This is a genomic window from Calothrix anomala FACHB-343 (genome assembly GCF_014696435.1).
GTDB classification, from domain to species: Bacteria; Cyanobacteriota; Cyanobacteriia; order Cyanobacteriales; family Nostocaceae; genus Aulosira; species Aulosira anomala_A.
The window spans coordinates 14,274-28,424 of the sequence record NZ_JACJQG010000101.1 but is presented as its reverse complement, the minus strand read 5'-3'; the positions used below and the strand labels follow the sequence as shown (position 1 = coordinate 28,424).

Annotated in this window: 9 protein-coding genes; 6 read left to right on the top strand and 3 right to left on the bottom strand. The window is 38.3% G+C overall.

Annotated features, from left to right (window positions below; translation table 11 throughout):
• Nucleotides 1–1,528 precede the first annotated feature (1,528 nt).
• Nucleotides 1,529–3,724 (top strand): GumC family protein, encoded by a 2,196-nt coding sequence (locus tag H6G08_RS34425; protein WP_190551411.1) that lies wholly within the window; start codon nucleotides 1,529–1,531, stop codon nucleotides 3,722–3,724.
• 144 nt (nucleotides 3,725–3,868) lie between these two features.
• Nucleotides 3,869–4,444, top strand: coding sequence for a DUF2808 domain-containing protein (locus tag H6G08_RS34420; RefSeq protein WP_190551409.1), 576 nt, complete (start codon nucleotides 3,869–3,871; stop codon nucleotides 4,442–4,444).
• Nucleotides 4,445–4,531: 87 nt separating this feature from the next.
• Here the strand turns inward: H6G08_RS34420 and H6G08_RS34415 are convergent, their stop codons facing one another.
• The gene (locus H6G08_RS34415; protein WP_190551407.1) at nucleotides 4,532–7,117 is read right to left on the bottom strand and encodes an adenylate/guanylate cyclase domain-containing protein; all 2,586 of its coding nucleotides are present in this window, start codon (nucleotides 7,115–7,117) and stop codon (nucleotides 4,532–4,534) included.
• Between the two features lie 622 nt (nucleotides 7,118–7,739).
• On the opposite strand from H6G08_RS34415, the gene H6G08_RS34410 reads away from it, so the two are divergent.
• From H6G08_RS34410 to H6G08_RS34400, 3 genes are all read left to right on the top strand, one after another.
• Nucleotides 7,740–7,919 (top strand): hypothetical protein, encoded by a 180-nt coding sequence (locus H6G08_RS34410; RefSeq protein WP_190551398.1) that lies wholly within the window; start codon nucleotides 7,740–7,742, stop codon nucleotides 7,917–7,919.
• Nucleotides 7,920–8,022: 103 nt separating this feature from the next.
• On the top strand, nucleotides 8,023–10,464 hold the full coding sequence (locus H6G08_RS34405; protein ID WP_199322852.1) for a two-partner secretion domain-containing protein: 2,442 nt from the start codon (nucleotides 8,023–8,025) through the stop codon (nucleotides 10,462–10,464).
• Between the two features lie 396 nt (nucleotides 10,465–10,860).
• Complete coding sequence (locus H6G08_RS34400) at nucleotides 10,861–11,211, top strand: Rieske (2Fe-2S) protein (RefSeq protein ID WP_096642154.1); 351 nt, start codon at nucleotides 10,861–10,863, stop codon at nucleotides 11,209–11,211.
• 167 nt (nucleotides 11,212–11,378) lie between these two features.
• On the opposite strand, the gene H6G08_RS34395 is transcribed toward H6G08_RS34400, so the two are convergent.
• Together H6G08_RS34395 and H6G08_RS34390 are read right to left on the bottom strand one after the other, a co-directional pair.
• The gene (locus H6G08_RS34395; protein ID WP_190551419.1) at nucleotides 11,379–11,984 is read right to left on the bottom strand and encodes an exopolysaccharide biosynthesis protein; all 606 of its coding nucleotides are present in this window, start codon (nucleotides 11,982–11,984) and stop codon (nucleotides 11,379–11,381) included.
• Nucleotides 11,985–12,136: 152 nt separating this feature from the next.
• Nucleotides 12,137–13,024 carry a lipid kinase gene (locus H6G08_RS34390; RefSeq protein WP_190551396.1) on the bottom strand — a complete coding sequence of 296 codons (888 nt, stop codon included), beginning with the start codon at nucleotides 13,022–13,024 and terminating at the stop codon, nucleotides 12,137–12,139.
• 112 nt (nucleotides 13,025–13,136) lie between these two features.
• Between H6G08_RS34390 and H6G08_RS34385 the strand changes: the two genes are divergently transcribed.
• Complete coding sequence (locus tag H6G08_RS34385; RefSeq protein WP_242046398.1) at nucleotides 13,137–13,874, top strand: TIGR02117 family protein; 738 nt, start codon at nucleotides 13,137–13,139, stop codon at nucleotides 13,872–13,874.
• The last annotated feature ends 277 nt before the right edge of the window (nucleotides 13,875–14,151 follow it).

The following is a 14,151-nucleotide window of genomic DNA, read 5'->3' as shown; positions in this document are numbered from 1 at the left end:
TGGGATATGCTTTACTCATGTTGCTCTCTCGGTGCTGTCTACTATCTATTCACAGCGTATACCGAGAGAGCTTTTTTACAATCTGTCCGACTTTTCAAACATCCTCTAAGCAACATATCATACCACACATATTTGCTGCGTCAATACCTTTTCAAAGAGCAAGAAACTATTCTGTAGTTTTTCCTTTCCTTAGTTATGTCATAGCTGCAACCCAAAATATGACAGAAGACAATCTGAATGACAAGTAGCAGGTGTCAGCATTTGAGAGTTTTATCTAATAAATCTTTGGTCATTTGGATTTAAGAGAATTTAGAAGCTATAGACTCAATACAATGATGATTTTTGAGGCTAAACCTGATGTTACTTATCTTCATCAAAGCCAAAGCTGAAATTGTGCCAACTTATAAATTAGTTACTTAGGCTCTTGAATAGCTAATTTAAATTTATTCCTGATGAGTCAATTACAATGATGAATTAGTGAGAGTAACTTTTGCGGCTTATATAGTACTAAAAAGTACACATTATACATATTTAAACCAAAATATAGAATTAATTCCGGAATTTTGGTTGATTCCCAGATAGGACGATATTGGGCAAAATTAAAAGATGCTGAACCAGACAGTATCTAGACTTGCACTTTGAAGTTCAGATTTCTTTACAAATCAAATAACACTGCTATATCTATATGTAAAACTTAATATTAAAGTAATATCATAATTAGCAAAAATGCAGTAGGCTAGCTAGCAAACCAATAGGAATTGTTTCTTCAACGCCACTCTACTGGCGATGAATAAAACAAACAAGTCAAGTCCTTATACCTACCGCTTTCAGCCTTGTGTTATAACAGACACAAATAAACCCTGTCAATACTACTAAGTTCACCTAGATGCTAGGACTAATAAGCTGTTCTGCTTTTAAATTGCACAATTCATCTTGAGGGCTGTTGACAGTTGACAGTCAACAGTTAGCAGTCAACAGTTAACAGCCCTTATTAGTAGTTATACAAATTAGACGCCCATTAGCTGAGAAGGGTTTGCCAATCAACCAATAAGTGAGTTTAATTAGTTAATACGTAAATATATTTTATACTTTGTAACATCAAAAATACTCAGGCTTACTGAAGAACAGCCAGAATATACTTGCATAAGCATATTCCTGTTTATATGACTACAGTGTAAAGTGTTAAGCTACGTACAATGCCCAATCATCTTTTCAATCTAATTGATGAGGATAAAGCTTATTTTCAACAACAGCTAATTTAGCTTAGTATCAATCACAGTAGAAATACTACTGATGTTACCCATTTGCCTTAAACATCTCACACAGGTATGTAAAATCTCCATCTTGAATAAATTTTATGGGAAAAAGGCATAAATACCTGTCAGAGTCAAAATTTTAATTTTATCTAACTTTCACTATTGACATTTTGAATCGCAACACTTAATTAAAAGATTGTGCTATTGTAGCTGACTTGGCTGAAAGACATCATAAAAACCTTACCTACCTAATTAAACAATCCGAATTCATAATGGAGAATAATTTTACGAGAATTTCCAGTTACGAACGCAATGGCAATACTGTACATCCAGTATTTCCAACGCAATTTCCTATAGGGCTTGAAAAGGATATTAATGATTGGGACTTACGACAACTATTAGGACTTTTACAGCGACGATTTTTAATTATTGTGGGAGTAAGTACTGTAGTGATGAGTGCTGTCTCTTACTCAACACTGCAACAAAAACCACTCTATGAAAGCAATTTTCAACTTTTAGTAGAATCTGTCAATGAAGAAAAATCTTTGGCACAACTGACTTTAGATCCTACTAATTCTGATAAATCAGGAAACCTAGATTACGAAAGTCAAATTCAAGTTCTCAAAAGTCCAGAGTTAATGGCAGATATTGTCAAACAAATTAACGCTGTTTATCCCGATATTAGCTATGGCGATCTCATCAATAATTTAACTATTCGTCGTTTAGGTACTGCTAAAATTATAGATGTCCGCTACCGCAGTAGTGATAGTAGTCAGATTAAAGTAGTACTAGATATTATTGCTAAAGCTTACTTAAACTATAGTCTGGAGAAACGCCAAACTAAGCTCAGGCAAGGAGTAGAGTTTGTTGATAAACAGTTACCGACGATTAAAAATAGAGTAGATAACCTGCAAAAAGAACTACAACTATTTCGACAAAAATATGAATTTATTAGTCCTGATACGCAGGCTGAACAAGTTGCCGAGCGAGTTAGTACATTAAGCAGTCAAAGACTAGAGATTGCTCAAAAATTAGCAGAATATCGTGCTGCATTTGCCAGTCTTAAAGGACAAGAAGGAGAACTAGCCGCTCTCAACAATGCACCTTTATATCAAGAAATATATGGGCAGTTAACTCAATTAGAAACACAAATCGCTGGTGAATTAGTGCGCTTTCAAGAAGATAGCCCACCACTACAAACTTTGCGCAAAAAGAAAGAGAATTTATTACCTTTACTCCAACAAGAAGCACAACGAATTATTAGCGTCAAATTTGCCGAAATAGCCACGCAAATTCAAATTCTAGAAGAAAAGAGTCAAGAACTTAGTAAAGCAGAAAACACACTGAATCGAGAAGTTAAACTGTTACCAGTTTTATCAAGAAGATATACTGAACTGCAACGGGATCTGCAAATTGCCACAGAAAGCTTAAATCGGTTCTTAATTACTCGCGAAACCTTGCAGATTCAGGTGGCACAAACAGAACTACCTTGGGAATTAATTCAAGAAGCTTTTGAACCAGAAAAACCGATATCTCCTAATGTACCACGCAGTTTAACTCTAGGATTTGTAGCAAGTTTACTTGTAGGTATTGGCATCAGCTTACTGATAGAAAAAGTAGATAATACTTTCCATTCAGTTGATAATTTAAAAGAACATCTCAAACTACCTATTTTAGGAGTTTTACCTTTTGAAAAGAAAATTCAAAATAATCTATATCAAAATATAGAACGTAGAGATATTACCGAAAAATCAACATTTAAATTTTGGCAAAAAGTTTCCCGCAAGACTAAAAATTTACAACGGGTTTCAGGTAGCGATCGCTATTATGGACAAGGTAGATTTTGGGAATGCATTCAGGTATTGTACTCAAATATACAGTTACTAAGTTCCGATCAAGCGATTAAATCTTTAGTTATCAGTTCAGCCTTACCAGGAGATGGTAAATCTACTGTGTCATTTCAATTAGCCCAAATAGCAGCTGCAATGGGCAAACGTGTATTACTTGTAGACGCAGATTTACGACGCCCTCAAATTCATCGTTTATGCGATCTAAATAATTTATGGGGATTGAGTAGTTTAATTTCTACGAATATACCCGCAGGGCAAGTCATTCGCCAAATGCCCGATATGAATAACTTATCTGTGGTAACTTCAGGGCCAGTACCACCAGATCCAGCAAGGTTACTTTCATCAGAAAAGATGAAGCAACTCATGGGATATTTCCAAAGAACCTTTGACTTAGTGATTTATGACGTTCCTCCCATTGTCGGATTAGTGGATGCCAGAATGCTAGCACCCTACACAGATGGGGTAGTGTTAGTTGTCAGAATAGACAAAACAGACAAAACAGGCATTATCCAAGCACAAGAAAGTCTCAAACTCTCACCAATTAATCTCTTAGGAGTTGTTGCCAATGCGGATAAAACTAAATACAAAGGCTATAAGCATTACTATAAAACCTATTAGGTTGGGCATTGGGCATTGGGCATTGGGCATGGGGCATTAGTTAAGCCTTTCCTTCCCCCTGCTCCCTGCTCCCTGCCCCCTAGCCTCTAGCCTCTATTTTCACGGTACGTTAGGCTGTAATAGTTGGGCGTTCTAGATAAAGCCATGCGTGTTGCAGTGATATGGGGAATAGCGATCGCAACTATATTTGGATTTGCAGGATATACTGATAAATCGAGTTCAGCCATTCAGTTGCAAGATGGCACAGTATATTTTGCCTCACCACCGCGCCTGGTTGGTGCCTCTACCACCTTTAATGAAGTTTATGTTTGGGGTGCAACCTATTACTTTACTCTCAGCTTGCCAGAAAACGCTGGCGAACCCTTACAAAAAGTCACAATTAACCAGCGTGAAGGAGTAGATGATATTCGTTTTGATCTGCAAAAGAGTTTTGCCTTTGAAGGGACGAGTTCCCATGAAGGTCAAAAGCTAGGATTAAAAGAGGCGAATAGCGAACGTAAAACTCAGACAGTAACACTGACATTTGATCCGCCAGTAGCTCCCGGAAAAACAATTACAATTGCGCTCCAACCTCAACAGAATCCTTCAGTTTCCGGTGTTTATTTATTTGGTGTCACAGCTTTTCCCGCCGGTGAAAAATCCCACGGGCAATTTTTAGGTTTTGGCCGACTACATTTTTATAATCACGGTCACTCTATTTTTTCACCTTTTGGGTGGTGATATCAATTCAAAATTCAAAATTCAAAATTCAAAAATAAATTATCAATGCCCAATGCCCAATGCCCAATGCCCAATGCCCAATAAATATTACTTTTCCTTAAATGTCCATACACCTTCATCCCAATCTGCGTCTGATGGAGGTGATTGTATCCAGTGCTGACAACGGCGTAGGTATAAGATAGCCGCTTTATCATTACTATCAATAGCCAAGACTTGACTAAATTCGCTGAGTGCTTGCTGAAATTGCCGATTTAAGTAATACTCTCGTCCTTTTTGATAGCGTTCAATTACTTCTAGTTTTTGGCTACTAATAGAATCGGAACGTAAACTGATGAGTTCGTAAATAGCCACTGGCTCGTTTCTGCCTTTAACGCGAATATAATCTAACTCTCTAGCCCAAATCTTATTTTTGCATGGTCTATAAGTATTATCGCTAATAATAATGTCACAACCGTACTGTTTGCTGACGCTTTCAAGTCTGGAGCCTAGATTTACACCATCGCCAATGGCAGTAAATTCCATTCTTTTACTAGAGCCAATATTACCGCTAATTACGGTATCAGAATTAATGCCAATACCAATGTTAATTCTTGGCTTATTGGTGAGGTAGCGACGATGATTAAATTCTTGCAAGCGATGGCGCATTTCTAAGGCTGTTTGTACCGCCATCCAAGCATGTTCTTCTAATGGTAAAGGCGAACCAAATACAGCCATAATGGCATCACCAATATATTTATCTAGAGTGCCTTTATGTTTAAATACTGCTTCTACCATTGATTCAAAATATTCATTGAGCATACTCACAACTTCTTCAGCTTCCAGGTTTTCTGTTAAAGTTGTGTAGCCGCGAATGTCAGAAAAGAGAATCGAAACTTCTTTGCGATCGCCTCCTAATTTGGCATCATCTAATTTGAGCAATTCTTCGGCTAATTCTTGCGTCATGTAGCGATACATAGTACTTTTGAGGCGCTTTTCATCGCTGATATCTTCCATGACGACTAGTGCGCCTTGAATTTTTTGGCGATCGCTAGCATCGGCAATGGTATTAATTGATAAATTGATGCTGTGCTGTTCTGTATTTGCAGCGATCAAAGTGCGATCGGGGTAATATTGCTGGCGATTTTTGAAGTCGGCTGCATTTAAGGCATTTTCACACCATTTACTAAAATTACCTTCTTTAATGTTAATTAAATCTTTAATTAATTTACCTTCTAAGCGGTCTGATTCTGGTAATTCTAATAGGCGTTTAGCACTTTCATTTGCTGCAATAATTAACCCAGATTTATCTGTAGAAATTACTCCATTAGATAAACTGCGCAAAATATCTCGCTGCATTTGTTCTTGTTGTTTGACTTTGGCAAATAATTGGGCATTTTGTAGCGCTACACCTGCTTGAATATTAAAAGCTTCCATAAATTCTTCATCATCGCGATCGAAACTTGCTTGGAAGCATTCTGGAGCTTTCGGCCAAAGAGAATGATCGTAGGGGGGAAAATCGCCTGATTTACGTTTATTCACTAATTGGGTAACACCAATCAATTCTTGATCGGCATTAAATACAGGCATACAAAGTAAACTACAGGTACGAAAATTCGTTTCTTGGTCAATTTTTTTAGCTGTTTCTGAATCTGGATGATTGTATAAATCAAAGGGAATATTCAGTTTTGTACCTGAAGCGGCGACTATCCCAGCAAAACCTTTACCTATGGGAACTCGTAATTCCTTTTTTATGCCATTATCTTGAGTAATTTTCGTCCATAATTCTTGGCGATCGCGGTCGATTAACCATAATGTACTGCGATCGGCATTCATCAGTTCTTTAGCTTCATCCATTACCCTTTTCAGGGTATCTTCTAAGTCTAAATTGCTTTGCGAAAGCGATTTAATGGCTTTCATTAAAGCGGCGGCGGCTCTTTGTTTTTGAGTAGCTATATAAAAGGAACGGGATGATTCTAAGATTAATCTAATTGATGGTGCAAATTCTTGAAATAATGCTTCGTCTGCTTTGGTAAAGCCTTGAGTATCGATTCGCTCGGCAATGGGAGAATTGAGATTATGTACTGGTTTTAATTTATTCAATAATTGGACTACAGCAACTAATTGCCCTTGTTCGTTTAACAATGGCAAAGCCAGCATTGTATATGTCCGATACCCAGTGATTTTTTCTTGTTCTCTGGCAAATACTGAGCGAGGATCTTGATAGAAATCATAGGGAATATTGATGACTTTTTTAAAGGTTGCTACTTCGCCAGCAATTCCTTTATCTGCGGGAATGCGAATTTCTAAAGAGCGATCGCCTTCACTAGCTGCTAAAATTGACCATAGCTGTTGCTTGTCTTCATCTAATAAAAAGATTGTCGTTCTGTCTGCGCCTAATAATTCTCCGGTTTTGAAAGTAATTGAATGCAGCATTTCTTCCAAAATGGTATCAAACCCATGAGAATCTAATCTCGATAAGGTTTGATGCACAATCTGTAATTTCTGCTCGACTTCTTTAACAACTTGTTTAAAAGTTTCCTGAGTTAGGGGAGCAAGAAATGAAGAAATAGTGCCTTGTCTTTTTGCCAACGCACCTACAGTAACGGTATTTTCTTGTAAATAGCCATTTTCTGGATTACGTACACCAATAATTAAATCGGCAGTCTCATCAAAACTAGGTTGATGCGATGACATAATGAGCTTTATATATATAATGGTTATATTTTAGAACTGGAATTTAATTGTTGCAGATGACAACAACCACTAGACAGTATCCACAGTTTAATCCGTTGTTGAGCTAGCGTCATCCTGTGGAAAACTGGGTAGAATTAATGATTCTGGATTTGTATTCAAATCATATACAGTAATTTCCATGCCTTTACGCCTCTTGCGAGCTGCTTCAGGGTCAGCAATGAGCCAAAGTTTTATTTCTTTCCTTAGCCACTTTCTTACTGGCAAATTTTATAACAATCAAGACATACCCTAATTCTGGCTGACTGTAAAGATATCATGCTGATACGTTGGGAAAATGTCAACCAATAAATCATCAAATTGCATAATTAATTTGATTCATTTACCTACCTATAAATACAGAGAATCACCGATAGGACACAAGACTGTTATAGGAATAGAGGGTGTTGATGATTGACTCAGCCGTGCAGATATTACTGGCGACAAAATATAAAGTTTTGTAAAAAAATTAGCTATTTGCATAAAACCTAGATAACAGGGCGATGTATAGATACAGACGTTGAATATTCCCTCAACAAAGTCTCAAACCTCATATTTTAATCTTTTTCCACAGGAAAATTAACTTATGGTTCAAACATTAGAACGCCCAACAACAGTAGTCAAGAGTACCTATACTCCCCCTAATCCCAAACCTTTATTACCGGATCTCGATCCAAAAACTGAACCCAAGGAGACAGAAGAAACTACTGCGCCTGCGGAGACAGAAGAAACTACTGCACCTGCGGAGACAGAAGAAGCTTCATAAAATCAAGGCCCATCTACCAGGTATACTAGATTGCTAATGCCTTACCAGACGCTATTTATAGCGTTTTTTTTTGGGAATTTTTCAGCAGAGGCAAATTCTGGAGATGGGTAAAAGTTGGAAAAATTTGGCTTGGAAACTGGGTTTAGCAACTCTTGGGGGAAGCAGTATGAGCTTGTTGATGAGCAACTGCGTATTTGCCCAGAGTGTGATTATTCCCGATAATAACCTTGGTAATGAAAGTTCTCTAGCGATCGCCAATTACCAAAATGCTACAGATGCGATCGCAGGTGGGGCAATACGCGATCGCAATTTATTCCACAGTTTCCGAGAATTTAACGTCAGTGAAGGACGTACAGCCGTTTTCTTGAGTCCTAACGGTAATATTCAAAATATTCTCGTGCGGGTGACTGGGAATAACCGCTCGGAGATTTTTGGCAAGCTGGGTATATTGAATTCTAATGCCAATTTATTTTTTATTAACCCTAACGGCATATTTTTTGGTGCTAATGCCCAACTGAATATAGGGGGTTCCTTTGTTGCGAGTACAGCCAGCAGCATTAAATTTGCTGATAATACAGTTTTTAGCGCCACTAATCCCCAAACAGCACCGCTATTAACAATTAGTACGCCTGTGGGGTTGCAATTTGAGAAACTAGGCGGAGAAATCAATCATTACGGCTCCCTACAAGTACCTACAGGTAAAACTTTAGCTTTAGTCGGCGGGAATGTTAACCTATTTGGTAACGGTCAATTAGATCCCAATCGGAGAACGCTCAAAGTTATTGGTGGACAAATTGCGATCGCGGGAATCTCAGCACCAGGAACAATCCAAATCAATCTTGATAGTCAAAATCAGCCTTTAAGCTTTCCTGCTAACGTCACCCTAGCCGATATATCATTGCAAAATCTTGCTGTCATCTTAACTGATGGACTTGATGGTGGTTTTATTCAACTCCAAGGTAGACAAATTCAGCTTACCCAGGGTTCAATAGCCCAAGCAGAAAACTTAAGCAGTGAAAATGGCAGAGGTATAGTTGTGCAAGCACAGCAGTTAACTCTGGAAGATGGTTCCCAAATCACGGCTAGTGTAGGTGAGAATATCACAGGTTCTGGAGGCAGTTTAACAGTTAAAGTCTCAGACTCGATTCAAGTCAGGGGAACTATCCCCCCTGGTAAACGTTTTGCGGGTGCGCCCAGTGGTTTAGTTACCAGAAGCTTTGGCGATGGTTCAGCAGGAGCTTTGACTGTAGAAACCAAAAAATTAATTATTGATGGTGGGGGAAATATTACCACTACTGCTTGGCAAGGTAAAAGTAATAGCGGCATGTTAACAGTCACCGCCTCAGACTCCATTTTTCTTGATGGTGCTTCTTTTGATGATTTTCCCAGTGGTTTGTTTTCCCAAACTCTCGGTTTAGGAAATGCAGGTTCCATAACAATTAATACCAGACAGTTTATTGCCAAAAATGGTGGAGTCGTCACCGCCGGAACAGGGAAAGATAGTCAAGGTAAAGGAAGTAACCTGACAGTAAATGCTGCTGAATTTATTGATTTAAGCGGAGTCTCACCCCGCGATAAAGATCCTAGCGGTTTATTTGCTCGCAGTCGCGGTACTGGTGAAGCGGGTTCCTTATTCGTAAATACACCAAAAGTAATTCTCAGAGATGGCGCAAGATTGACTGTAGAAGCGCTAAAAACAGGAAATGCTGGTACATTGGCAGTTAATGCCACAGAAATGCGTTTGGAGAGACAAAGTAAAGTAGTTGCGGAAACTATCTCTGGTAATGGTGGCGATATCAGATTAGAAATTCAAAATTTACTATTGTTACGCGATCGCAGTCAAATCTCCACCACCGCAGGCACAGCTGGTGGTGGTGGTAACGGTGGTAATATTACCATTGATACCCCCAATGGCTTTATTGTTACCGTCCCCAAAGAAAATAGTGATATCACCGCTAATGCTTTCGCCGGTTCTGGTGGGAGAGTGCAAATCAACGCCTATGATATTTTTGGCATTGAACAGCGCAGCCGAATAGATTTAGTAACATTGCTCAACACTAACGATCCGACTAAACTTAATCCCCAGCTGCTACAAACCAACGATATTACCGCCATTTCCCAGACAAACCCCACCTTAAACGGCGTAGTTGATATTAATACCCCAGATGTTGACCCCAATAGTGGATTAGTCAACTTACCTACTCAACCGATAAACTTAAAAGTAGACGAAACTTGTAAAGTAATTGTCGCTAATAATAAAAGTAGTTTTACCATCGCCGGACGCGGGGGTATACCTTCCAGCCCCACAGAAACCTTGAGTAGTGAAGCAGTCATGGCTGATTGGATTGCTGTTGATAGCATTCGTCAACCATCCTCTCAACCCACAGCTAACCTAGATTCCCCCCAATCTCCCAGCGCCAACATTGTAGAAGCGACAGGATGGGTAATTAATCCCCAAGGTGAAGTTGTACTCACCGCCAATGCATCTACCGCAGAAACTCACAGTTCTTGGTACAAGTCAAGTGATTGCAACATCCCTCAATGAATCAATTCAAAATTCCAAATTCGCGCATTAAATACATTTTCAGTCGCGGAGTGTTTGCGGTACATGAATATATTCTAGAGGGCATGGCAGTGCCATGCCCCTACCATCTGTCACATTCTTTTTTTAAATTGGTATGACTATTGACTATTGACTATTGACAACCCATCACCAGTATTTTCCTGACTGTCTCCTACTTGCTTGATAGTCTCAGACTGAAGTCCCTAGCTCTGAGATAATAAATAATGTTTGTCTAATCAATTAAGGAATACCAAAAAGTCAATTATCTGGTAATTTCAGGGTATTTCCGGGAATTTCAGTAATTTTTACCTTGGCTGTTCCTTATTTTCAATTACGAATTAGTCAGCCATCCTTTAGATGATGTCAAGAGAGGAATTTATGAACTGGATTCAGGTTATTGCTGAAAACGAACTACCACCCAATGAACGCAAAGTAGTCAAAGTTGAAAACCGTTCAATTTTACTAGTTCACCATAACAACAAAATTTACGCATTAGAAAATTCTTGTCCGCACATGAAATTACCCTTAAAGAAGGGCAAAATTACCGAAGAAGGTGCAATTGTCTGTCCTTTTCACCGTAGTGCTTTTGACTTAAATACTGGTAATCCTACTGAGTGGATTACTTTTCCACCTGGGATTAATAAGCTTATGGGTTTAGTCTCTCAGGAAAAAGCGATCGCTGTTTTCCCCACCCGTGTAGAAAATGGCAATATTTTGATCGGCGTGTAAAGCTTACCAAGTATTTCTTGTAGGTTGGCACGACCTCTCGATATATCTTTTAAGGTATAGCAGGAGATCGTGCTTCCTGATTTCATTTAGTGAAAATTGCTATTTTACTTGATTTTGTACAGAATACTCTGTTTTTTAGCCAAATCCAATTATATGTAAATATAAGTTTATCTGAGAATGGATGGTAACAAGCTTGGCGCTAATAATATTGCATAACCAATAAAGGCAAAGATTCCAGTAATTAAAACAGTAAATATATAGCTAATACACATCAATAAACCATCAGATTCGATGGTGGCTACTGCTAATAATAAAATACCAACGGTAGGTAGAGGATTGGTAAAGGGAATTGGTGAAATAAGGAGTATTGTTAATAGAGAAATACAAAATCCATTGAATCGCCAAGCCCAACGACTATTAGCAATTTTTCCTAATCGGGGACGCGCGATTTTTTCAAATATTCTGGTAACTCGGCGTAAGTTACTCAATAATATATGCGCGAAGCGACGCGGAAATTGATAGTTAGCTATTTTTTTAGGTAGCCAAGGCGATCGCCTGCCTAAAACCATCTGCATTGATAATATCAAACAAGCAGCACCAAAGGGCCCGGTTAATCCCGGTGGCATGGGAAATAAAAATGGTAAAACTAATAAAGCTATGACTAAGCTAAAACCACGTTCAGAAGTTTTAGCCAGAATTTCTCCTAAGGTTAACGGCTGTTCGGCTAAATTTTGCAGCAGTGACTTAATTTCTTGAGAAAATCTCAGGTGCATTTGGCTTGATTCGAGGCGATTTTCCACAATACCCAGGGTTAATTAAGTAAATCACTGATAAAGATATACATTTGTTCTACTCGGAATTCCGTAAGAAATCAAATTTTATCTATGTTTAATATCTTCTGTATTACTAATTTACCAGTCATTAATTAAAACTGTTCTCCTCCTGTCGGGACGAACACGGATATAGCTTTGGGAATAACGTAAAAATGCGCAGGGGTATAAGTAGTGATTTCACCATCGGTATTGATGGGGCGTGGTTTTCGCGTATGAATTACTATGTCTTGTCCTTGCAAATCTCTTACTTGTTTCGCTTGGATATGTTTTCCTTGGCGCATTGCTGGAAGTAAAGGTATAATTTGCCACCAATAATTTATTTCTATGCTGTAGAGATCTAGTCTTTGATCGTCAATGGTAGCATCATGAGCTACTGTCATTCCCCCACCATAATAACGACCATTACCTACAGCGATTTGTACAGTTCGCACGCGAATTGATTCACCATTCATGCGAATTTCCGCGCTAAATGGTCGAGATTCCCAAACTACTTGTAATGCTGTAGCGAGGTAAGCTAATACTCCCCAGCGACGCTTGACTTCTTTGGTAAGTCGTTGAGTGATTTTTACACTCAATCCCATGCTAGCAACGTTGAAAAAATGCTTACCATTTACCCATCCTAAATCAATCCGTTGCCGCTGACCGTTGGCAATAATTTTGCAGGCTGCGGTTAAAGAATTAGGTATGCCTAAGGTTCTGGCTAAGTCGTTGGCTGTACCTAAAGGTAAAATACCTAAAGGTAATTGTGTTTTTACTAATGCATCGGCTGCTGCATTAAGTGTCCCATCACCACCGCCAACAATAACTAAGTCCACTTGATTGCGATAGTGGAGGATAATATCACTTATTTGATGGGGTTTTTCTGTAGATTCTTCTATTAAATGAAAGCCAGATTTTTCTAAACATTGAATCGCTTCTGCAAGGCGCTTTTGTCCTTGGCGAGCATGACGATTTACCAATAGCAGTGCGCGGGGAATCATGGATATTACCTTTAATATCGTCAGTTTTTAGAGACGCGATGAACCCTTGTCTGTACAATTGTCATTTATCATTGGTCATTTATTAAGGAGGTAATAGTAATTTGTGTTATTTATGTTGTTATACCCTGATGTCATGATTGTGATGAAATTTACTTGTAATTTATTGAGACAAAGGTTTTTATATTGTCGGCGTTACTTTTTTAGAGGGTGTTTATTTAGTCTATCTTTATTAACTTTGGGTGTAATCATCCCCAGGAAATGGAGTTATCAACCGCAAGATAATTGTAATTTAGATGTTTGTATTTCTAACACAGGTATTCATTCTAATATAATTTTGCCCATAAAGAATTATGCTTTTGATTGGCACGAGTATATATCTGTAGAGGGAATTGGTATAGATAATTTCAATGATTACAATTATCTCAGCTTTGGTTGGGGCGATCGCGCTTTTTATATATCAACGCCTTCTATGGCAGATTTGCAATTGTCTACTACCTTTAAAGCTTTATTTTTACCTACTCCTTCAGTACTATATGTTAAAGGTTATCAATTAATACCAGATAATCTAGAGGTTAAATGTATTAAAGTTAATAAAAATAACTATTTGCAACTAATAAAATTTATTCAAGCTACTTTTAAGGTAGGCGATCGCGGTAAAGTTATCCGCATTGGTAATGGTCATACTACTAATGCTGGCTTTTATGATGCCTTTGGTAGTTATTCAATATTACGCAATTGTAATAATTGGACAACAGAAGCTTTAAGACAAGCTGATGTGAATACTCCGCTTTGGGGTGGGCTGTCGGGAGCTATTATGTTGCAATTAAGAAGTGGGTGTGAGACGCGATGAACCCTTGTCTGTACAATAAATGGTCATTGGTCAGAAGTTGAGGCAGTGTGAGTTGAGTTGAGAAAAGAAATACAACCGATAATTATCTTTAACTGAATTTATTAATTAGGTAATCGTAGGGGCACAGGTACTGCCCATAGGTGTCAACTTAAGCTAAAAATCGCCTCTGTCTTAGTTTTGTCACCCGCCTGAGAATGAATTCTCAGGCTAATAGCCCAAGTCTACTAAAGTAGACTCAAGATTTTGAGGATATTTAATCATCTTGAGATGACTTTGG